Genomic DNA, 21,119 nt, shown 5'->3' with positions numbered 1-21,119 from the left:
GTGCCAAGAGATCAAGGTTCACAAACTCATTGCCTGATTGGTTCCTCTCTTCGGCAAACGGCAGATTTCTGTTCTCGACTGGCAGAATCCGAAACACTCAGCAGGCAAACCGGGATTTTTTTACGCCCCCGCCTGTCTGAATTACTTATGGAGGTGAATCCCTTTTTAGGGAATCTTACGTGGACATAATCACATTACTGAATTTAGCTTTGCTTGTACTATTGCTCGCATTGACCGCTTTTTTCGTCGGCTCCGAATTTGCCGTCGTCAAAATCCGCATGTCGCGCTTGGACCAGCTCATTGCAGAAGGCAATAAAAAAGCCGTGCGCGCCAAAGAAGTGGCAAACAAACTCGATTATTACCTGTCTGCCTGCCAGCTGGGCATCACGATCACGGCATTGATTCTCGGGGCACTCGGGGAACCGACCGTCGAACGGCTGTTGCATCCGTTGTTTGAAGCGTTCGACTTGTCCCCTGCCATCGCCACCTTGCTGTCTTATGCCATCGCCCTCAGCATTGTGACTTTTTTGCACGTCGTCATCGGCGAACTGGCCCCGAAAACTTTGGCAATCCAATACGCAGAGCGCATGACTTTATTGCTCGCCCCGCCCCTGTACTGGTTCGGTAAGTTGATGAGCCCATTCATCTGGCTATTGAACGGCTCTGCTCGCTTGTTTTTGCGCTTGTTCAAAGTGGAACCAAGCGGCCATACGGAAGCCCACTCCGAGGAAGAATTAAAGTTGATCATGGCGGAAAGTTTCCAGAGCGGCGAGATCAACCAGACCGAGCTGACGTATTTGAAAAATATTTTCGATTTCGATGAGCGCATCGTCAAGCACATCATGATCCCGAAAGAGAAAATCGTCTCGGTCGAAAGTTCTTTGACACAGGAACAACTTTTCAAAGTCCTCGATGGCCATGAATATACACGCTACCCCGTGACAGAAGGTGGAGATCCCGACCGTCTGCTCGGCTTCATCAATACGAAAGAATTGTTGACGAGCATGGCGGCCGGCAGAACTCAAGCGCCGGAATCGTTCCTGCATCCGATGCCAAGCTTCCCGGAAAACACGCCGATCCAAAAAGTGCTCGCCAGCATGCAGCAAAGCCGGACGCATATGGCCGTCATTACCGGAAAAGACGGACGCATCGCAGGCCTCGTGACGATGGAAGACATTCTCGAGGAAATCGTCGGCGAAATCAGCGACGAATCGTTCGAAGCCGGCACCATTTAATAAATCCATAAAAAAGAAGAGCTGCTGCAGCTCTTCTTTTTTCATGGCATATTATTGGTTTCCTCGAATTTTTCAGCTAAACTGGAGCTAATCAGCACCTTCACCACTCTCCGTTTTCGTTAGGCTGTCAGGTTCAACCGGCTCGACTACCGATGATCACAAGGGGGCTTCCATGATGGGATGGGCACTTGGAGTATTGATTGCATTGATTTTCGCCAATGCCTTGTTTGCAGCGTCTGAAATCGCGTTGATTTCGTTGAATGACTACAAGATCAAGAAGATGGCCGAGTCAGGCAATAAAAAAGCCCAGCTGATCGACACCATGCTGGCACAGCCGAGCCAATTCCTCGCGACGATCCAGATCGGCATTACACTCGCCGGCTTTTTGGCGAGCGCTTTCGCCGCGGATAGCTTTGCGGATGAATTGTCGCTCTATGTCCAAGGCACGTCGCTTGCCGTCTCCCCTGGCATCGTGCAAATCACTTCCCTGATCTTCATTACCTTGCTGCTGTCCTATTTCACGCTCGTCTTCGGGGAACTGGTGCCAAAACGCCTCGCCCTCCAAAAGCCGCAGCCCATTGCGATGGCCATGATTTACCCGCTCCGTGTGCTCGCCGTCCTCACCAGCCCGTTCGTCACCATTCTTTCCTGGTCGACCAATGCGGTAATCCGCCTGTTCGGCATCGATCCCCATCAGCCGGTGCCCGAAGAAACAGAAGAAGAAATCCGCCTGATGCTCGAAGCCGGGAAGGAAAAAGGCACTATCGAAGACATGGAACAATTCATCATCACGCGCGCGTTTGAATTCAACGATAAAACCGTCGAAGACGTTATGGTTCACCGGACGGAGATCATCGCCGTCTCCGCGGATGATTCGCTTGAGGACATTGTGCGCCTTGCCGCGCAGCACCCTTTCACCAAATTCCCGGTCTATCAGGGAGATAGCGACCACATGATCGGCACGATCCATATCAAAGATTTATTCCGCTATAGGGAAAACCCGCCTCAGCAAGCCTTCGATATCCGCCAACTCATGCGGGCGCCCCATTTTGTGTTTGAAAAGCGCGAAATTGATGAAGTGTTTCTGGAAATGCAGAAAAGCCATGACCATTTAGCCATCGTGCTCGATGAATACGGCGGCACCGCTGGCCTGATCACTTTGGAAGACTTGCTCGAAGAACTGGTCGGCGACATCCAAAGTGAAGACAAGCCTTCAGTCTGAGTCAAGCGGTTTTACGGCTTTTTCGCATCAACAACCAGACGACTGCGATGCCGGCCAAAACGAAAACCCCGATGGCCACGGCGATGTAAACCGGATTTTCATTCACATCCTGTGGGATCCATTTTTCCGCAAGCGGCCCCGCACTCATCAACGCCGCGACGATGATCGTAATCCAGGATTTCGTGTAGAGCGCATAGGCGATAAAAGCGACAAGGCAGACCGCGAGAATCACGTAATTCTGTTCAGCGGTGGCAGTGAAATAAGCTGATGGAGCCTCGGGAACCATCCACAGATAAAATGCCACCCAAAAGCCGATGACCAAAGTGGAAACCGCCACTGCGATCACGCCGAGCTTCACCGGCTGATCATGAAATTTCGGTAACACCTTGAAAATCAGAAAACTGTAGATCGCGAGACTTAAAACGACCGGAATGATGCCCCAAAGCACCGTTTGCGATAACTTGAAATCCCCTGACAAGGCCGGCACATACGCCAAATACGCGAGAATCACCAACACCGTTGCTGGAATAAGGACCATCAATTCTTTCGCCGCAATCGGCAGCGACGCCCCGATGCTCTTCATATAGTGTTTTGGGTCTTTCCCGACGATACTCTCGACGCTTTTGCCGTGTTTCTCCGATTCGATCAAATGGCTTTCCAGTTCATCGACCACTTCGTTGATGTCTTCATCGCTTTTTCCCCGCTGCATTAAATACATGCGCAGTTCGATCAGAAATTGTTCAGATTTAGCTGATAGCATATCATTGCCCTCCTTTAGTGATGACCGCATCGACCGATTGCTTCAACTCAGCCCAGCGCCCAAGAAATTGCTCCAGTTCCGCTTGTCCCGCTTCCGTCAATGAATAATATTTGCGCTTCGGGCCGGCTGTCGATTTTCGCTGCACACTCGACACGAGCCCTTCTTTTTGCATCCGCAATAGCAGCGGGTAAATGCTGCCTTCGCTGAATGATCGAAACCCGTAGTTCTGCAGCTTTTCGGCCAGTTCGTAGCCGTAAATCTCGCCTTCTTCGATGATCGACAAGATGCAGCCGTCCAAAATCCCTTTGAGCATTTGTGTAGAATCCGCCACTTTGCGCATCCGTCCTTTCTTTGTCGCACCACTACCTTGCAATGCAAGTGTTATAAATTCATCATAATCGATAAACCCTTGCATTGCAAGATAGTGAATGAAATTTTTTCCATGGAAAAAGCCAGCCTGCAGTTAGGCTGGCCTCGCATTTTAATTGTCTAATCGTTTTTGCAGGAAATACTGGCTGAAGCCTTTCGGGTGGTCTTCAAGCATGCCAAACACTTCGTAGCCGTTCCGCTTGTAAAAATCAGGCGCCTGGAAACTGAACGTATCGAGCGTAATCAGACGGCAGCCTTTTTCTTTCGCCGCCTGCTCCATGTTCTCAAGCAATGCACTTCCTTGGCCTTGCCCTCTCAGGCTATCATCCACCCACAGGAAATCGACATGCAAATGCTGCCAAAACGTGGTTGCCGTGAGCCCGCCCACAATGGTCCCGTCATTGTCTTTCAATAAAAAGTTCAAATGCTCGACCGGCGTCTTCACTTCGTCAGGCAAGTTTTTCATATTGTGTTCGATCACTTTCTTTCTGATGAACTCGCTGTCTTGTTGATCCGATCCAATTATCACTTTCATCGGCTTCCTCACGCCCCTTCAGGTTGAATCATTTCCACACGGTTGCCGAACGGGTCGCGGAATTCAAACCGAGCAAATCCCGGAATCGGCACCGCTTCCAGAATCTCCAAACCGCTTTCTTCCAGGCGCTCACGCCAGTATCCGATCTCTTCCACTTGATACGCGAGGTGCGCTTTTGTCGCAAAACGGTCAAAGCCCTCTTCAGTCCCGACATGCACTTCCTGTTGGCCGACTGAGAGCCAAAAGCCGCCGCGTCCTTTCAAGGCTTCCGGCTTGTCGATTTCCTGCAAGCCCAATAGTTCGCAATAAAATGCTTTTCCTTCTGCTTCCGCCCCTTTTGGGATGGTGATTTGTGCGTGATGCAATCCGATGATCATCCTGAGTCCCCCTGTTCATTAATGGATATCGCGTTTCTTGAAGTTCCCGCCTTTCACTTCAGCGACATCGTACACCGCCACAAAGGCCTGCGGGTCGATTTCGTAAATGATTTCCTTCATCTTGCTGTCTTCGAGGCGGTTGATGATGCAGGTGATTTCCTTGTAATCTTCATTGGTATACGCCCCTTTGACCAAATTGTATGTAGCACTGCGCCCCAAGCGGTCGCGGATCGTCTCGACCATATTCTCGGGGTGACTCGTGATGATTTTGTATGTCTTCGACCCGCTCAAACCTTCTTCCACCATATGGATCACTTTGGAAGCAATAAAATAAGCGATCCCCGACAAGAATGCACCCTGTAATCCGAATACCGTCGACACGACGATAAAGACAAATAAATTCAGGAATAAAATCAAGTCACTCGTGCCAAACGGCAGTTTCCGCGACAGCAAGACCGCGAGCATATCGATGCCGTCCAACGCGCCGCCGTTGCGCAAAGCAAGCCCCATGCCAAAGCCGATGATGATGCCCCCAACCACGGTCACGAGCAGCGAGTCGCCTTCGACAATCGGCGGGACATGGTGCATGATGGTCGTCCCGTATGCCAACGCGGCAATGCCGATCACCGAATAGATGGCAAAACTCTTGCCAATCTGTTTGTATCCAAGATAGACGAACGGGATATTCAGCAGGCCGATCAAAATTCCGAGCTGCATGCCCGTCAGCTGTGAGCCAACAATGCTGAGCCCCGTCACGCCGCCATCCGATACATTATTCGGAATCAACACGGCTTCCAAACCATAGGCAGTAATGAATCCGCCGATGATGACCGCAACAGCCCGCAAGATCTTCTTGGCGCGCTTGCTGGTTCTTTTTTCTGTTATCTTCCCCACTCAAATTCCTCGTTTCCCGCTAAACTCTTTGCTGTCTCCTTTAATGATACACTTTCTTCCATGCGGGTTGAACTGATATGCCAAGCGTTCATTCTTAACAAAAATAAAATCCTGGATAAAGGACGCTGCTGTTCGCGTCGCTCATCCAGGATAAAGTGGAAATTGTTATTCGTTGGAACCTTTGCGCAAAGGTTCCAATGCGTTCGTCCAGGCGTTCACTTGGTCAAGCATGATATTGACCGATTTTTCGTGGAATGCTGCCGGCTTGAATTCGCTCATTTTCACGAAATCCGTAAACAAAGACATGGCCGGATGCGCACGTACCGTGGCCACTTGCAGTTCTGCCATGATGATGCGCAAGGATTCCGCTGCCCGGACGCCGCCTGCCGTCCCGTAACTGACAATGCCTGCCGCCTTATTGTTCCATTCGATGTACAAATAATCGATGGCATTTTTCAACGCCGACGTAACGCCACGGTTATACTCCGGGCAAATGAAGACATAACCGTCCAACTCCTCAATCTTTTTCGCCCATGGAATCGCTTCAGGGGTCTGATAATCCTGGCTGCTCGCCGCAGAAACCGGTTCTGCATACATCGGCAAATTGTATTCAGCCAAATCCACAAGTTCATAATCAGCGTCGCCGCGCTGGTCGGCGATGCCTTTTACCCATTTCGCCACTTGCAAACTATTGCGTCCGGGACGTGTGCTGCCGGTAATGATGCCAATTTTCGTCATAACTCTGCCTCCTTTATGATGACCGCATGTATGCAGCTCTCGATGTTCTTTCATCATAGGAGAAAACCCATTTCTTTTCAATTAAAAGATTGAATATTCTTTCAATAAAATCAGCTTGCTTCCATCACTCTCTTGAAGCCGGCTTCTTCACAGCCATCCAAATCTCGCTTTTCACATGGGCGGGATCTGACAAATCACCGGTAAATGAAATTTCCGGGGCTTTGGCCAGTTCATAACCGGACGATGGGAGCCATTCAGAGACGATCTTTCCCCAAGTCTCTTGCATCACACGGGGAAATTCCCCTTCTGCCGCAAAAACTGCCCAGGTGAGCGCGGGTACTTCTACACGATCGAGGCCGTTTCCAGGGGCAGCATCTTTCGACGTTAACATGCCGATCATGTGATCCAAACTGCCTTGTTCATCCATTCGTCCTTCGTCAAAATTGAACGATACATTAACTACTTGATGCGGTTCCATATCCGCATAGCTGCGCATTTCCTCACGTTGTTCCGTCGAGATATTTTTGGCAAGCGCCGTAATTTCTTCATTTTCCCCTTCGAATTGGATTGCCACCCTTTTCTTCACGCCGATAATTGCAAACGCCTGTTTTTCTTCGATTCGGTATTCCATTTCCACTCCTCCTTTTATCGTTAACTGGAAGGTCAATTTCGGGAATGACTTCAACGTGCCGCTCTTTTGGACCGTTGAAGGGTTGATGCCTGCCCATTCCTTGAAAGCACGCGAGAACCCATCGGCTGAATCATAGCCATATTTAAACGCCGCTTCCGTCACGCTCATACCGCTATACAAATCCGCTGCAGCATTCGACAGCCGCCGCTTTCTCATATATTCGCCCAAGGTAAAGCCCGACAGGAATGAGAACATCCGCCGGAAATGGTAAATGGACGTGCCGGCTATGCGTTCGAGTTCCCGGTCGTCGATTTCCTCTTCCAAATGCGCTTCGATATAGGCAAGCGCTTCATTCATTTGTTTCAGCATATCCCCTGCCCCCTTCCTGCTTTCATTATAGCTGCCCGCTGTTTCCCATACCCGATAAAAACGATACGGCTTTTGGCGGATTTCGGGATATTCCCCAGGAAATAAAAAACCCCCGCGCATAGGCGGAGGTTCATTCATTGCTTATTCAACTGTTACGGATTTTGCCAAGTTGCGCGGCTTGTCGACGTCACAATCGCGATGCAGCGCAGCATAATAGCTGATCAACTGAAGCGGGATGACCGATACAAGCGGCGTCAGCAATTCATGGACTTTCGGCAAGACGTGGCTGTCGCCTTCTTCGTTCAAGCCTTCCATCGAGATGATGCACGTATTTGCGCCGCGTGCCGCCACTTCTTTGACGTTTCCGCGGATGTTCAAGTTCACGGATTCCTGTGTCGCAAGCGCGATGACCGGCGTGCCTTCTTCGATCAATGCGATCGTGCCGTGCTTAAGTTCCCCGCCAGCAAAGCCTTCTGCTTGGATGTACGAGATTTCTTTCAGTTTCAATGCGCCTTCAAGGCCGACGAAATAATCCATCAAACGGCCAATAAAGAAGCAATTGCGTGTCGTCGAAAGGTAATCCGTTGCGATTTGTTCAAGTTCTTCTTTCATATCGACTTGTGCCTGCACGGCGTTCGCCACGATGCCCATTTCCTGGACCAAATCGAAACCGATGTCGCGTCCGCGGCGTTCTGCCGTTACTGCTGCAAGGATTGAAAGGACAGCTAGCTGTGCTGTATATGCTTTTGTTGATGCAACCGCAATTTCAGGGCCTGCATGCAGCAAGAGCGTATGGTCCGCTTCGCGTGAAAGCGTAGAGCCTGCCACGTTTGTGACCGTCAGTGATGGGTGGCCCAATTCTTTGATGCGCACCAATACTTGGCGGCTGTCCGCTGTTTCGCCGGACTGGGAAATGAAGATGAACAACGGGTTTTCAGAAAGAAGCGGCATGTTGTAGCCGAATTCACTCGCTACGTGCACTTCTACCGGAATGCCTGCCATTTTCTCCAAGTACTCCTTGCCGATCAAACCAGCATGGTAGCTCGTGCCTGCGGCAATGATGTACAGGCGGTCTGCAGCTTCCAAAGCGTCCAAAATGTTCGAGTCGATCGTCAATTGATCGTTCTCATCCTGGTATGCTTGGATGATTTTGCGCATAACTGCCGGCTGCTCATCGATTTCTTTTAGCATATAGTGAGGGTACGTCCCTTTATCGATATCGCTCATGTCGATTTCTGCCGTGAACGGATCGCGCGCCACTTCTTCGCCGTCGAGCGTCAGGATCTGCACGCTTTCTTTTTTCACGATGACGACTTCTTTGTCCATCAATTCAACGAACTGGTCCGTCACTTGCAGCATCGCCATGGCATCGGATGCGATGACGTTGAAGTTTTCGCCAAGGCCGACAAGTAGCGGGCTCTTGTTTTTCGCTACGTAGATCGTCTGTTCTTCTTCTGCATCAAGCAAGGCGATCGCGTACGAGCCTTTCATCAATTTCAAGGCTTTGCTGAATGCTTCTTTTGTCGTCATGCCTTCTTCGACGAATTTGCCGATCAGTTGCACGATGATTTCCGTGTCTGTATCCGACTCCATTTCCACGCCTTCCAAATGGTCGCGCTGGATGTGGTGGTAGTTCTCGATGACGCCGTTATGAACGAGCGTGAAGCGGTCTGATGCATTCTGATGCGGGTGAGCGTTGACTCTGCTCGGCTTGCCGTGCGTTGCCCAACGTGTATGCCCGATGCCTGTGTTTCCTGTCACATCGTCTTCCACGACTCCGCGCAGATCCGCAATGCGGCCTTTTTCCTTGAATACTTTGATGCCTTCGCCGTTGCGCACTGCAATCCCCGCTGAATCATATCCACGGTACTCCAGACGCTCCAAGCCTTTCAATAAGATCTCTTTTGAATCCTGTTCTCCAATATACCCGACAATTCCACACATAGTTTATATTCCTCCAATTTTCTAAATGTCAAAATAAGCGTTCACCAACGCTTTATGGTAAGCCCGTGCAAGCTGGTTGTCCAATCGATCACTCGACTGTTTTAAGCTTGCACATAACGACCGGGCTTCGCGGCCGGGAGGTATCCGCCGAAATCTCGATACTCCTCCTCCTCGTCTACTGAAGACTGACTGGTCCGTCCGAGTTCTTCAGTACAGGCGCTATAATTGGTTTCCTTCGCACTTACCTCTATCCCCCTTTTGCATCGGCATTAAACTGACCTCCTTATCATAACCGCTCCTTACAATTCCGTCAATCAATGCACAACTTTCATTAGGACAATCTGCACAGTCATCTTCCAGCGGATGGTTCATAGTTCCTCACGTTTTCTAACCATTTTCAGCTCCGGACAATTTACAGACTGTACCAAACACTGCGAGGACAGGGATTCTTGCTTTTCATGGCGCATTTGTGCCAAAAACCCCGAAACCTATCTTTTTGAATTCCTTGGTAAACTTTTGACGGCGCAGCCCCTTGAAATGACGATAAATAGCCATAAAGGTTTCCGCTAATGAAAATCTTGTGGGGTGGAGTCGGACAAGCGAATGAGAAGAAGCTGTCATGGACCCTTTCATCGTCAAACAGCCGCCTCCCGCTTAGGGCATGCCTCCCGCCTTGAGCCAAGAAGAACATTTGTCTCATTGCTCCGGCTCGCCCTTGTGCGCGGTTCGGCTATTAGATTTCATTGATTGCTTTGAGCGACTGAGCTTCAGCTTCTTTTATTGCATCCACTGGTTGTCGATGCTTAGTGGGATGTGTGAGTGTGGGGTTATATGGCCGTTGATTGTTTCATCTGTAAGAAGAGGCCTAGCTAGAGTTGATAGTGGAAAAGCTGGTTAACTAGCTATTCTTTATGTAATTACAAAACTGTCTAAAACTATTCCTGCTAATTTCAATGACAGTTGAATTTGATTTCCGTACTACACTTAGAGATGGAGCGGAAGGGAGGCGACTCCGGGAGGATTAGCGAGACAATTGAGACCCTGCAGAGCGCGCAGCGATCGAAGCGGCTCAATGCGAGCCCTCCGGAAAGCGTCCTCCCTGGAGCCTCTCCACTTTTTCAACAAAAAAAGGCCAGAGCATCCGCTCCGGCCTCTCGCTTATTTATTTCATGCCCATTTCTTCGCGCACAACCGCCGCGATCCGCTCCACGTACTCTTCGCACGCTTCTGCAGACGGCGCTTCGACCATGACGCGGACCAATGGCTCGGTTCCGGAAGGGCGCACGAGCACACGGCCATCGCCGTCCATGTCGCGTTCCACTTCCGCAATCTTCTCGGCCACGACCGCGTTATCCGTCACGCCGTGCTTGTCCGTCACGCGGATGTTGACCAGCTTCTGCGGGAAAATCGTCATTTCATTCGCCAGCTCAGACAATTTCTTCCCCGTGATCTTCATGATGTTCACCAATTGAAGGCCTGACAACAAGCCGTCGCCTGTTGTGTTGTAATCAAGGAAAATGATATGGCCCGACTGTTCGCCGCCCAAATTGTATTCATTCTTCTTCATTTCTTCCACTACGTAACGGTCACCGACAGCCGTCTTCACGCTCTTCATGCCGTTTTCTTCAAGTGCTTTGTAGAAGCCCATATTGCTCATAATCGTCGAAACGACGGTATCCTGCTTCAAGCGGCCTTCTGATTTCAAATGCTTTGCGCAAATGTACATAATCTGGTCGCCGTCGACGATTGTTCCTTTTTCATCCACCGCGATCAAACGGTCGCCGTCGCCGTCAAAGGCAAGGCCCACATCAGCGCCTTTTTCCACGACCAGCTTAGCGAGTGCTTCAGGATGTGTCGACCCGACGCCTTCATTAATGTTCAAGCCATTCGGCGAAGCGCCCATCGAGCTGATGTCCGCGTCCAAGTCGGCAAACACATGAGTTGCCAGCGTCGATGTGGCACCGTGCGCACAATCTAGCGCCACGTGGATGCCATCGAATTCCTCGTCCACTGTTTGCTTCAAATACTGGATGTATTTTTGGCCGCCTTCGAAATATTCGGTGATGCTGCCAAGGTCCCCGCCTGTTGGACGTGGCAGGTCGTCTGTTTCTGCATCGAGCAAGGCTTCAATTTCGGCTTCCTGATCATCCGACAATTTAAAGCCGTCCGAGCCGAAAAATTTGATGCCGTTATCTGCGACCGGGTTGTGGGAAGCAGAGATCATGACTCCCGCTTCCGCGCTCATGACGCGTGTTAAATATGAAACCCCTGGAGTGCTGATGACGCCGAGGCGCATGACTTCTGCACCGACTGACAACAATCCAGCCGCCAATGCATTTTCAAGCATTTCCCCTGAAATCCGCGTATCCCGCCCTACGAGCACTTTCGGTTTTTCCTTTGAGCTTTTCGTTAAGACATAGCCGCCAAAACGCCCGAGTTTAAATGCCAGTTCCGGCGTCAATTCGCTATTGGCCACCCCTCGTACACCATCGGTCCCAAAATATTTTCCCATACTTTTCGCTCCTTCAATCACTCTGTATTATGATTTGTTTATATTAACCTAATTTTACATTTTTAGCTATTTTATTCTTCATCGTTGCTGTCGGCAATTTCCGGATTTTCTAATTCTTCCGGCACGATCAAAGATTCATCCACTGAAATATCCGCTTCTACCTGCATCTCACCTGGAGAGACCCCGGATGCGCCCGATGGAATCGGCAATTCCACTGTCACCGTCGTATCGGATGCGGTGACGCTGTTCGCTTCCACTTCGATGACATATTCCCCCATCGCATCTACCACGCTGCGCGGACCGAAGACCCGCACTCGCTCGCTTGAAGGCGCCCATGAATTGATAGTGATGCCCGTTTGCGGATCGCCGGTCGATTCGATGCGCACCGGCAATTCACGGCTGTATTCCTCTACCGTAACGTCGACCGCTACGGATTCCGGCTCGATCGTGACATTGTCGAGTTTCGTCAAATCCTCTGCCAGCACGCGAACACGCGCTTCCGCAGTAAAGGATTCCTTGATTTCCGGCTCCCCGGTCACCGTCGCTTTAACGAAGCTGATTGCGTTGATGACGCTTTGCGGTCCCGTCACGGTAACGGTATCCGGTTCAACTGACAACCCATCCAACACAAACCCTTCCGCCAGCAAGCGTTCATTCATTTCCGCATCGATGTCGAATTCCTGGGACACCCGCTCTTCCAGCACGACATTGACAAATGCCGGGTCCACGCGGGCGCTCAATTGCTCCGATAAGTTCTCTGTCTGGATCGGCACTTGATGCTCACCTAACGGCAGGCTGCGCAAGTCGATGAACAGCGTGTAATCCTCCAGCTGCCGCGTCGTCTGGATAATGCTTGCCGGGCCGCTCAAATACAGGTCGACCGTATCCGGCACGCCACTGACCATCAAGCTTTCATCGTAATACACTTGCAATTCCACGTCTTCGATCATTTCCGACACTCTTCCCGTTTCGGTCGTGGTCGTATTGTTTTCCGTCTGGACGGAAAAGAAGAGCAGAAAGGCCAGGAATAATGCCATGATTCGGAGAAACCACGGATTGTCCATCATCTTATCCATTCTTTTTCCCCCTCCAATTCCACCAGGAAGTCGCCGCCTGCTGTTGTTCGGCACCGAACCAAATGCGGCGGAGCTTCACTTCAAAATCTTCGAGCGACAAATTGCGGTGCAAATCGCCGTTTGCCGTCAAACTGATTGCACCGGTCTCTTCCGACACGACAATGGTGATGGCATCCGTTACTTCACTGATGCCGAGTGCTGCACGGTGGCGCGTCCCCAGCTCTTTTGAGATGAACGGGCTCTCGGACAGCGGCAAATAACAGGCAGCCGCAGCGATGCGGTTTTTCTGGACGATGACCGCACCGTCGTGCAGCGGCGTGTTCGGGATGAATAAATTGATCATCAATTCCGAAGTGATATCCGAATTCATCGGAATGCCCGTCTCTATGTATTCGCTGAGCCCGGTTTCGCGCTCGATCGAAATGAGTGCCCCGATGCGGCGCTTCGCCATATAGCTGACCGATTTGCTCATCGCCTCGATCAAGCGGTTGCGCTCGGATTCTTCATTTAGCGTGCTGCTCGAGAACAATTTCCCGCGCCCGAGCTGTTCGAGTGCGCGTCTCAGTTCCGGCTGGAAGATGATGATGATGGCAAGAAAACCCCATTCGAGCACTTGCTGCATGATCCAGCCAAGCGTTTCCAGGTTGAGCGCCTGGGTCACAAGACGCGCGATGATAATAAAGAAGATTCCTTTTAATAATTGGACAGCCTTCGTTCCCTTGATGACAGTAATAAGTTTGTAAATAACGAACCAGACCAACAGGATGTCGATAACATTTCCGAGCATCTGAAGCGGCGTCTGGTCATTGAAGTTTTCCAAAAAAGGCATCTGCAACCCTCGCTTTTCTCCATGTACATATAGATTCAGTATATCATATCCCGAGACATCTGCCCCCATGCAAAAAGCCCATCCATTAAATGGATGGGCTTTACAAGGGTATGAAGAAGTCTATTAATCCGTTATGACTGAAAAAGGGATTGTCTTTCTTACATTCAAAATTCAACGACCTATCTAAGTATTTAGAGAAGCGTTTGCTCGTAAACCCTTCTGCTCAATAATGCTGCGCATTACTTCGCAAAGATAAGGTCTCACGTAGTTCGACCTCATCTTTCCTGTGGGAGCAGCGAAGCGACGGGTTTGAGAGACCCCGCAGGCAATGAATGAGCGAAGCTATGCTGAGCACATTCATTTGCGACGCATCTGCTTGCAAATCTTTTTTGCGATGCCCGAACATAGTGAGGGTTGAGCAGATGTGGGAGCACAAGGGTTTTCGATAGCGACTGAGGAGGCTCGATTCCCGCCCGCGGAAAGCGAGCGATAAGCTTCGGAAAATACGGCTTTTTAACTTTCTCGACGAGCTGAAAAAGCCCATCCATTGAATGGATGGGCTTTACTTGTCTATTGATTAGTCATTGCCGCCAAAAAAGCTGACGGCATCCTGGAATGTCCCTTTGATCGTATACCAGAGCCATTCGAATACTTGGTCGATTTCTTCGATCTCACCGTTGATGACGCCACTCGATGCCATATACTGGCCGTTGACGATCGTTACGTCGCCTTCAAGTTCACCGTCCACGCGTAAGTCGCCATTGCGGATCGTCAAATCCCCGATCACCGTCTGGCCTTCCGGTACGACGACCGTCTGCCCCTCAACCACCAAATTCTCCTGTTTGGTGAATGAAAATTGCTGGTCGTCGCTAAAGCTCGACATCATCGCTGCACTCATCAACAAGACGAAAAGCGCTGCGGCGATCATCAACGGGTGATGGCGCATAAAACGTTTCACCCCGACGCGCTGGGATTCTTTCGGCAAGCCCGCCATCGTCTTTTGCACAAAATCCGGCGGTGCCTGGACATGTGAAGCGCTTTGGACAAACGCGACGGTTTTGCTTAGTTCTTGATATATTTTTCTGCAGTCGCTGCAGCTCTGCAAGTAACCTTTCAGTTCTTTTTCCTCTGATGGACTGATTTCCCCATCCAGGTAATCGTCCATCATGCGAATGACTTTTTCCGGACACGCATTCATCATGCTCGCCTCCTACAAATTGCTCAATTGCTTGCGAAGTGCTTCGCGCCCGCGGTGTATCCGCGTTTTCACCGTGCCAAGCGGCAAATCCAGGATTTCGCTGATTTCGGCCAGCGGCAATTCTTCGATATATTTTAACACAATCGCTGCCCGGTACTTATCCGGCAAGCGGCTTATCTCGTACTGCACCCGCTCCTGGACTTCCATCCGCATTAATTCCTCTTCCGGAAGCTCCTCATCATTGGCAATCTTCGAATACATATTCAAGCCTTCCGTGCCTTTGACTTCCGCATCCAAATGGTAATCCGGCTTTTTCTTGCGGATCCGGTCAATGCACAGATTGGTGGCGATGCGGTAAAGCCACGTCGAAAATTTACGGTTCTGGTCGAAGGTGTGTATGTTCACATAGGCCCGCGTAAATGCTTCCTGTGCAATATCTTCCGCTTCATGCCGGTTGCCGAGCATGCGGTAGCAAATCTGGAACAACTGATGTTGATACAGCTCCACGATTTCAGCAAATGCGTCTTGGTCGCCCTTCATGACTTGTTTTATTCGTTTATTCACTAACGCATCCATGATCTCATTTCCCTCCGCCATGCGGCTGTCTTTTATATACGGTCCAGTTCTTAAAAGGTTTCATTTTTTTCTCTTCTTCTATCCTATCAAACCAGCCCCGGAAAAAACCAGCCAATTTCCAGTTCTTTGAATGAATTCATCAGTTTCTTATTTCGCTGTTAAAAATCGCGCGCTTAGCCATTTAGCGGTCCTACACCCTTCTCCCTAATTCCTTATACATGGCGCATAATAAAAAAGCTGCCCGGAAATTCCGGACAGCCGCTTCATTCTTATACCAACTTTTCGCCTAGCAACGAACCGATCAATGCGACCGCCACATCAGCTGTACGGTTCTTTTCATCAAGGATCGGGTTAACTTCGACAAACTCTGCAGATGTAATCAATCCTGCATCGAACAGCATTTCCATCGCCAAATGGCTTTCCCGGTAGCTGATGCCGCCTGGCACCGGCGTACCGACGCCTGGTGTATACATCGGGTCGATCCCGTCGAGGTCAAGCGACAAATGGACGCCGTCGGTTTTACGCTCTTCGCGCAAATAGCGGATTGACTCCTCCATGACGTGGTCCATGCCCATCTTGTCGATTTCGTGCATGCTGAACACTTTGATGCCGTGCTCTTTGATCAATTCGCGCTCACCCGGGTCGACAGAACGCGCCCCGATGATGACGATGTTTTCCGGCTTCACTTTCGGTGAGTAGCCGCGGATGTTCGTCAATTTCTCATGGCCATGGCCAAAGCTCGCCGCAAGCGGCATGCCGTGGATATTACCCGATGGCGAAGTTTCGCTCGTGTTCATATCTGCATGCGCATCATACCAGATAACGCCCAAATTCTCGTAATGCTCAGAAATGCCGGCAAGCGTACCGATCGCGATACTATGGTCGCCGCCTAGCACCAATGGGAAATTCCCGGCTTTAGCCACGCCTGAAACGGTTTCTCCAAGTGCTTCTGTCGCTTCGGTAATCACGTCCATATTGCGCAAATTGGTGTTTTCATCCACTTTTCCGTCCGCTTTGCGGATTTGGATATCGCCTTCGTCTTTTACGTCGTGCCCAAGGTTTTCAATGCGGTCCACCACGCCCGCATAACGGATTGCGCTTGGCCCCATATCGACGCCGCGGCGCATTTGCCCGTGGTCCATTGGTACACCTATTATAGAAACATTTAATTTATTCATTATTTTATACCCCCTCAGTAAGATACATTCATTGTACCCTCTGAGGTTCTCTTGGCTCAACCTGACATTATTCCGAATATTTATTCATTTTATCTTCCAGTGATTTTTTCACTTCCGGCCATTCCCGGTCAATAATCGAATAGACAATCGCATCCCTCGGTTCACCCGTCGAACGGATCCGTTCATTGCGCAAATGCCCTTCTTTCACCGCCCCTATCCGCTCGATCGATTTTTGGGAACGGATATTTTCAGCATCGGTTTTGAACTGCACGCGGATCATCCCTCGTTCTTCAAAGCAATAGCCTAGCAGCGCATGTTTGACGGCCGTATTGACATGCGTGCGTTGTGCTTTTTCGCTATAGAACGTCGCCCCGATTTCACAGCTTTTGTTCGTCTCATCAATCGAATAAATGCGGGTCGTTCCGACAATCTCACCGCTTTCCGGCAGCTCCACGGCAAACACCAGCACATTGGATTGGTTCATTCCAGCCGATAACCACGCCTCCAAATCTTCGAAACGTTCCACCTTTGTCAGCATGTATTCAAAGATGTCCGGTGTATAAAGCGCCCATAATGCCTCAAAATCCTCACGTTTCAACAAGCGAAGCCGAATATTACGCTGTTCAATATACATATCCATCCCCCTCCTTATCTGCAGTATACCAATAAATCCACCATTTTCTATCCTAGTGTCGCCTCTTTACTCTACTGAAAATAAACCGATTGGACGCGCTTTAAGAAGTCTTCTTCAAGCTCCCCCATATTGCGCGATAAAAAATATGTCGCAACGCTGGGCAATGGAAACAAATCGAAGCGGGCTTCCATCAAACGCCCTTCAATCAACTCACGGCGCACCATCGATCTCGGCAAAAACGACACGCCCAGCCCTTCCTGGATAAAGCGTTTCGCAATATAGGCCTGCGTCACTTTCATTGTGCGAAGGCCAGGAAGCTGCACGCGCAATTTCACCAATAGCTCTTCCCAAAAAACAGGATGATGATGCGTGAAGATGAAATTTTGCTGCAATATTTCTTCCCCTGAAACTACCGGGCCCCGCTCATCATCATAAGCATCCCTCGGCACGATGAGCAGCAAAGGGTCTTCATAGACCACTTCATGGAGAATCACTCGTTTCGTGGGCGGCAACGCCGAAATGCCTGCAGACACTCCCCCGCTTTCCACCAGGTCTTCAATCGCTTCCGATTCTTCCACACGGATGACCAGTTCAAGGTCTGGATGTGTTTTCGTAAATGACTTTAGAATATACGGCAGCACCGTCTCCGCCATCAACGGGGAAATCGCGATGGTCCATTTTCGCCTGTAGCCCTGGGCAAACGACTGAAGTTCATCTACCGTCGAATCGAATGTCTCAACCAATCCTTCTGCCTGCTGTTTAAAATGCCTCCCTTCCTCGGTTAACACCACCCGGTTCTTGATGCGGTCGAACAAGCGAATCCCCAAATACTCTTCCAATTGCCGGATATGCACCGTCACACTCGGCTGTGACAACATCAAGCGTTCTGAAGTCTTACGGAAATTCAAGGTTTCCGCAGCATCTGCAAATGTCCTGAGCCATTGCATCTCCATTTCGGTTCCCCCTTCAATTAGTTTTTTTAATTATTTAAATTATAAATCTTTAATTTTCATAATTAAAGTAGTGGCTTATACTTGAAAAAAAGGAGGAATTCACATGTTTCAAAAAGGCCTCAAAGGCGTTGTCGCGGTCCAAACTGCCATTGCTTCAGTTGAAGGGGATAAAGGCGAACTTCGTTACCGTGGAACATTGATCAATGAAGCGATAAATCAAAAGAGCTTCGAACAAACAGCTTATTTCCTGTGGCACGGCCATCACGCTTCAAAGGAAGAGCTCGCAATTCTCACTGAACAACTAAAAGCTCATCGTGAATTGCCGGATTATCTCATATCTATCGCCCAGCTCCTGCCCAAAGAGACTTCCTTAATGGATGGAATCAGGACACTCGTCTCGGCTTACCAGCATGCCGAATTCAAGAAATTGGCGAGTCAACAACAAGCCATTGCTTTGACTGCTGCCCTTCCGGTAATGACTGCTCTTCTATACCGGCTAAGTACTGGGCTGGAATTCCTCGCACCAAGAAACGACCTGGGCCATACCGCTAACTATCTATGGATGATCAAAGGGCAAGTGCCAACATACGCCCAAACCGAAGCTTTGGAAACCTACTTGAACTTAACGATGGAACACGGCATGAATGCCTCCACTTTCGCTAGCCGTGTCACCATTTCTACAGAATCCGACCTAAGCGCGGCCATCGTTTCCGCACTCGGCACAATGAAAGGCCCTTTGCATGGAGGCGCCCCATCCGGAGTTCTAGAGCTACTAGACGAAATCCAGTCTCCTGAAAAAATAAAACCAGTAATTGAACAAAAGCTCGCGCAAGGCGAGAAAATCATGGGGTTCGGACACCGCGTGTACCGCACAGAAGATCCACGCGCTATCCTGCTTCGCGAAAAATGCCAGCAGTTGCAACAAGAAGACCCATGGCTGAACCTTGCAGTCATAGCAGAAACCGAAATTACCCAGCTATTAAATGAACGGAAGCCGGGACGGGCCCTCTATACAAATGTAGAGTTCTATGCAGCAGCGATTATGCGGTCTATCCAAATGCCGCCTGAATTATTCACTCCTACCTTCAGCATTGCTCGGATCGTCGGCTGGACTGCACATGCCTTAGAACAACAGCAAGATAACGTGATTTTCCGGCCGCAATCCGAATACATTGGAAGCTAAAAAAACCCCGTATCCAATTGAATGGATACGGGGTTTTTACACATGGATTGCACATGGAACAATGGAGCCTAGGGGGCTCGAACCCCTGACCTCGACGCTGCCAGCGTCGCGCTCTCCCAGCTGAGCTAAGGCCCCGCGCGAAAAATGCGCAAAGATAAATGAGCCATGAAGGATTCGAACCTTCGACCCTCTGATTAAAAGTCAGATGCTCTACCAACTGAGCTAATGGCTCAAAATAAAAAAATGGCTGGGGTACCTGGATTCGAACCAGGGCATGACGGGATCAAAACCCGTTGCCTTACCGCTTGGCTATACCCCAAAGCAATAAAAAAACTGGTGGTGGGGGGCAGATTCGAACTGCCGAACCCGAAGGAGCGGATTTACAGTCCGCCGCGTTTAGCCACTTCGCTACCCCACCTAANCAATAAAAAAACTGGTGGTGGGGGGCAGATTCGAACTGCCGAACCCGAAGGAGCGGATTTACAGTCCGCCGCGTTTAGCCACTTCGCTACCCCACCGTTATTCGATTAACATCCTAAATGGACACATGGTGGAGGATGACGGGATCGAACCGCCGACCCTCTGCTTGTAAGGCAGATGCTCTCCCAGCTGAGCTAATCCTCCATGAATGGTGACCCCTACGGGATTCGAACCCGTGTTACCGCCGTGAAAGGGCGGTGTCTTAACCGCTTGACCAAGGGGCCGTACAAAAATTATAAAGAAAACAGTTTCCGATGTAAAGAAACTTCAAAGAATCAAAAGCTTCCAACCGGGCTCGAACCGGTGACCTCTTCCTTACCATGGAAGCACTCTACCTACTGAGCTATGGAAGCAAGGTAAAAGAAATCTCGGTACAAAGTAAAAAAAGATAANCACCTAATGGTGCCGGAGAAAGGACTTGAACCCTCAACCTACTGATTACAAGTCAGTTGCTCTACCAGTTGAGCTACTCCGGCATGGAGAAAAAATATGGTGGGTCAGGACGGAATCGAACCGCCGACACTTAGAGCTTCAATCTAATGCTCTACCGACTGAGCTACTGACCCATATTATTTAATAAAGATGGCGGTCCCGACCGGGATCGAACCGGCGATCTCCTGCGTGACAGGCAGGCATGTTAACCGCTACACCACGGGACCATTTGGTTGCGGGGGCAGGATTTGAACCTGCGACCTTTGGGTTATGAGCCCAACGAGCTACCGAACTGCTCCACCCCGCGATAATATTGAAATTTCCTTCTACACTGATATGAATGAAAGAAATGGTGGAGGATGACGGGATCGAACCGCCGACCCTCTGCTTGTAAGGCAGATGCTCTCCCAGCTGAGCTAATCCTCCATGAATGGTGACCCCTACGGGATTCGAACCCGTGTTACCGCCGTGAAAGGGCGGTGTCTTAACCGCTTGACCAAGGGGCCTTTATTTTGAGCTTAAGATACTGGCGGAGAGCAAGGGATTCGAACCCTTGAGACGGTTGCCCGCCTACATGATTTCCAATCATGCTCCTTCGGCCACTCGGACAGCTCTCCATAATTGGCTCCGAAGGTAGGACTCGAACCTACGACCATCGCATTAACAGTGCGGTGCTCTACCACTGAGCTACTTCGGAATAATAACCAGACTAGCGACGTCCTACTCTCACAGGGGGAAACCCCCAACTACCATCGGCGCAAAAGAGCTTAACTTCCGTGTTCGGGATGGGAACGGGTGTGGCCTCTTTGCCATCATCACTAGACTGCATTAATTTGAAAGACAAGATTTATTATACCAATAATACCGATTTTTTCAAGCATTATCTTTAAAAATATTATCTTATTCTTTCAAAACCGGATAAATCGACATTGGAAACGCATGTTCAGTTTGTTGGTTAAGTCCTCGATCGATTAGTATTCGTCAGCTGCACGTG

20 protein-coding genes, 16 tRNA genes and 1 rRNA gene are annotated in these 21,119 nt (G+C 49.9%); 3 read left to right on the top strand and 34 right to left on the bottom strand.

Features of this window, described 5'->3' with window-relative positions; all coding sequences use genetic code 11:
- Positions 1–179: 179 nt before the first annotated feature.
- Complete coding sequence (locus AB9R92_RS05850; RefSeq protein WP_370668533.1) at positions 180–1,235, top strand: hemolysin family protein; 1,056 nt, start codon at positions 180–182, stop codon at positions 1,233–1,235.
- Positions 1,236–1,407: 172 nt separating this feature from the next.
- On the top strand, positions 1,408–2,457 hold the full coding sequence (locus AB9R92_RS05845) for a hemolysin family protein (RefSeq protein WP_370668532.1): 1,050 nt from the start codon (positions 1,408–1,410) through the stop codon (positions 2,455–2,457).
- Between the two features lies 1 nt (position 2,458).
- Here the strand turns inward: AB9R92_RS05845 and AB9R92_RS05840 are convergent, their stop codons facing one another.
- The 17 genes from AB9R92_RS05840 to AB9R92_RS05760 all read right to left on the bottom strand — a co-directional run bounded on the left by AB9R92_RS05840 (position 2,459) and on the right by AB9R92_RS05760 (position 18,030).
- Entirely contained in the window at positions 2,459–3,217 is a 759-nt protein-coding gene (locus AB9R92_RS05840) for a DUF1129 family protein (protein ID WP_370668531.1), read from the bottom strand.
- A 1-nt stretch (position 3,218) separates the two neighbouring features.
- Positions 3,219–3,548 (bottom strand): PadR family transcriptional regulator, encoded by a 330-nt coding sequence (locus AB9R92_RS05835; RefSeq protein WP_370668530.1) that lies wholly within the window; start codon positions 3,546–3,548, stop codon positions 3,219–3,221.
- Positions 3,549–3,698: 150 nt separating this feature from the next.
- Positions 3,699–4,121, bottom strand: coding sequence for a GNAT family N-acetyltransferase (locus AB9R92_RS05830; protein ID WP_370668529.1), 423 nt, complete (start codon positions 4,119–4,121; stop codon positions 3,699–3,701).
- Positions 4,122–4,129: 8 nt separating this feature from the next.
- Positions 4,130–4,498: a VOC family protein gene (locus AB9R92_RS05825; protein WP_370668528.1), complete on the bottom strand. Its 369-nt coding sequence runs from the start codon at positions 4,496–4,498 to the stop codon at positions 4,130–4,132.
- Positions 4,499–4,516: 18 nt separating this feature from the next.
- A complete protein-coding gene (locus tag AB9R92_RS05820) occupies positions 4,517–5,383 on the bottom strand; it encodes a YitT family protein (protein WP_370668763.1) in 867 nt (288 codons plus the stop codon).
- A 174-nt stretch (positions 5,384–5,557) separates the two neighbouring features.
- Entirely contained in the window at positions 5,558–6,130 is a 573-nt protein-coding gene (locus AB9R92_RS05815; protein WP_370668527.1) for an NADPH-dependent FMN reductase, read from the bottom strand.
- A gap of 124 nt (positions 6,131–6,254) precedes the next feature.
- A complete protein-coding gene (locus tag AB9R92_RS05810) occupies positions 6,255–7,130 on the bottom strand; it encodes an AraC family transcriptional regulator (RefSeq protein WP_370668526.1) in 876 nt (291 codons plus the stop codon).
- A 141-nt stretch (positions 7,131–7,271) separates the two neighbouring features.
- Positions 7,272–9,074 carry a glutamine--fructose-6-phosphate transaminase (isomerizing) gene (gene glmS / locus AB9R92_RS05805; protein WP_370668525.1) on the bottom strand — a complete coding sequence of 601 codons (1,803 nt, stop codon included), beginning with the start codon at positions 9,072–9,074 and terminating at the stop codon, positions 7,272–7,274.
- A gap of 456 nt (positions 9,075–9,530) precedes the next feature.
- Positions 9,531–9,713, bottom strand: a complete 183-nt coding sequence (locus tag AB9R92_RS05800) for a hypothetical protein (protein WP_370668524.1) — start codon at positions 9,711–9,713, stop codon at positions 9,531–9,533.
- A gap of 523 nt (positions 9,714–10,236) precedes the next feature.
- Complete coding sequence (glmM, locus tag AB9R92_RS05795) at positions 10,237–11,586, bottom strand: phosphoglucosamine mutase (protein WP_370668523.1); 1,350 nt, start codon at positions 11,584–11,586, stop codon at positions 10,237–10,239.
- A 71-nt stretch (positions 11,587–11,657) separates the two neighbouring features.
- Positions 11,658–12,662, bottom strand: a complete 1,005-nt coding sequence (locus AB9R92_RS05790) for a CdaR family protein (protein WP_370668522.1) — start codon at positions 12,660–12,662, stop codon at positions 11,658–11,660.
- Positions 12,655–13,491, bottom strand: a complete 837-nt coding sequence (gene cdaA, locus AB9R92_RS05785) for a diadenylate cyclase CdaA (RefSeq protein WP_370668521.1) — start codon at positions 13,489–13,491, stop codon at positions 12,655–12,657. Before cdaA ends, AB9R92_RS05790 begins: the two co-directional genes overlap by 8 nt.
- Before the next feature lie 577 nt (positions 13,492–14,068).
- Complete coding sequence (locus AB9R92_RS05780) at positions 14,069–14,689, bottom strand: zf-HC2 domain-containing protein (RefSeq protein ID WP_370668762.1); 621 nt, start codon at positions 14,687–14,689, stop codon at positions 14,069–14,071.
- Positions 14,690–14,701: 12 nt separating this feature from the next.
- Positions 14,702–15,265 carry an RNA polymerase sigma factor SigW gene (gene sigW, locus AB9R92_RS05775; RefSeq protein ID WP_370668520.1) on the bottom strand — a complete coding sequence of 188 codons (564 nt, stop codon included), beginning with the start codon at positions 15,263–15,265 and terminating at the stop codon, positions 14,702–14,704.
- Between the two features lie 269 nt (positions 15,266–15,534).
- Positions 15,535–16,443 (bottom strand): arginase, encoded by a 909-nt coding sequence (gene rocF, locus AB9R92_RS05770; protein ID WP_370668519.1) that lies wholly within the window; start codon positions 16,441–16,443, stop codon positions 15,535–15,537.
- Positions 16,444–16,510: 67 nt separating this feature from the next.
- Positions 16,511–17,077 carry a GNAT family N-acetyltransferase gene (locus AB9R92_RS05765; RefSeq protein ID WP_370668518.1) on the bottom strand — a complete coding sequence of 189 codons (567 nt, stop codon included), beginning with the start codon at positions 17,075–17,077 and terminating at the stop codon, positions 16,511–16,513.
- A gap of 71 nt (positions 17,078–17,148) precedes the next feature.
- Entirely contained in the window at positions 17,149–18,030 is an 882-nt protein-coding gene (locus AB9R92_RS05760) for a LysR family transcriptional regulator (protein WP_370668517.1), read from the bottom strand.
- A gap of 103 nt (positions 18,031–18,133) precedes the next feature.
- On the opposite strand from AB9R92_RS05760, the gene AB9R92_RS05755 reads away from it, so the two are divergent.
- The gene (locus tag AB9R92_RS05755; protein ID WP_370668516.1) at positions 18,134–19,213 is read left to right on the top strand and encodes a citrate synthase/methylcitrate synthase; all 1,080 of its coding nucleotides are present in this window, start codon (positions 18,134–18,136) and stop codon (positions 19,211–19,213) included.
- Between the two features lie 62 nt (positions 19,214–19,275).
- On the opposite strand, the gene AB9R92_RS05750 is transcribed toward AB9R92_RS05755, so the two are convergent.
- The 17 genes from AB9R92_RS05750 to rrf form a co-directional block, all read right to left on the bottom strand.
- Positions 19,276–19,348: transfer RNA gene (locus tag AB9R92_RS05750), tRNA-Ala, on the bottom strand.
- A gap of 24 nt (positions 19,349–19,372) precedes the next feature.
- Positions 19,373–19,445 (bottom strand) — tRNA-Lys (locus AB9R92_RS05745).
- Between the two features lie 12 nt (positions 19,446–19,457).
- Positions 19,458–19,532: transfer RNA gene (locus AB9R92_RS05740), tRNA-Gln, on the bottom strand.
- Positions 19,533–19,547: 15 nt separating this feature from the next.
- Positions 19,548–19,631 (bottom strand) — tRNA-Tyr (locus AB9R92_RS05735).
- A gap of 16 nt (positions 19,632–19,647) precedes the next feature.
- A tRNA-Tyr gene (locus AB9R92_RS05730) sits at positions 19,648–19,731 on the bottom strand.
- A gap of 30 nt (positions 19,732–19,761) precedes the next feature.
- Positions 19,762–19,837 (bottom strand) — tRNA-Val (locus AB9R92_RS05725).
- A gap of 5 nt (positions 19,838–19,842) precedes the next feature.
- Positions 19,843–19,917, bottom strand: a tRNA-Glu gene (locus AB9R92_RS05720).
- Between the two features lie 56 nt (positions 19,918–19,973).
- Positions 19,974–20,046 (bottom strand) — tRNA-Thr (locus AB9R92_RS05715).
- Between the two features lie 47 nt (positions 20,047–20,093).
- Positions 20,094–20,169: transfer RNA gene (locus AB9R92_RS05710), tRNA-Thr, on the bottom strand.
- 14 nt (positions 20,170–20,183) lie between these two features.
- A tRNA-Phe gene (locus AB9R92_RS05705) sits at positions 20,184–20,259 on the bottom strand.
- A gap of 17 nt (positions 20,260–20,276) precedes the next feature.
- A tRNA-Asp gene (locus tag AB9R92_RS05700) sits at positions 20,277–20,352 on the bottom strand.
- Between the two features lie 3 nt (positions 20,353–20,355).
- Positions 20,356–20,432: transfer RNA gene (locus tag AB9R92_RS05695), tRNA-Met, on the bottom strand.
- A 43-nt stretch (positions 20,433–20,475) separates the two neighbouring features.
- Positions 20,476–20,551, bottom strand: a tRNA-Val gene (locus tag AB9R92_RS05690).
- A gap of 5 nt (positions 20,552–20,556) precedes the next feature.
- Positions 20,557–20,631: transfer RNA gene (locus tag AB9R92_RS05685), tRNA-Glu, on the bottom strand.
- Positions 20,632–20,652: 21 nt separating this feature from the next.
- A tRNA-Ser gene (locus AB9R92_RS05680) sits at positions 20,653–20,742 on the bottom strand.
- 5 nt (positions 20,743–20,747) lie between these two features.
- Positions 20,748–20,822, bottom strand: a tRNA-Asn gene (locus tag AB9R92_RS05675).
- 10 nt (positions 20,823–20,832) lie between these two features.
- Positions 20,833–20,948 (bottom strand): 5S ribosomal RNA (rrf, locus tag AB9R92_RS05670).
- Positions 20,949–21,119: the final 171 nt, after the last annotated feature.

The sequence above is a fragment of the Planococcus sp. SSTMD024 genome (assembly GCF_041320495.1).
Taxonomy (GTDB): Bacteria; Bacillota; Bacilli; order Bacillales_A; family Planococcaceae; genus Planococcus.
This window is presented reverse-complemented; position numbering and strand designations above follow the sequence as displayed.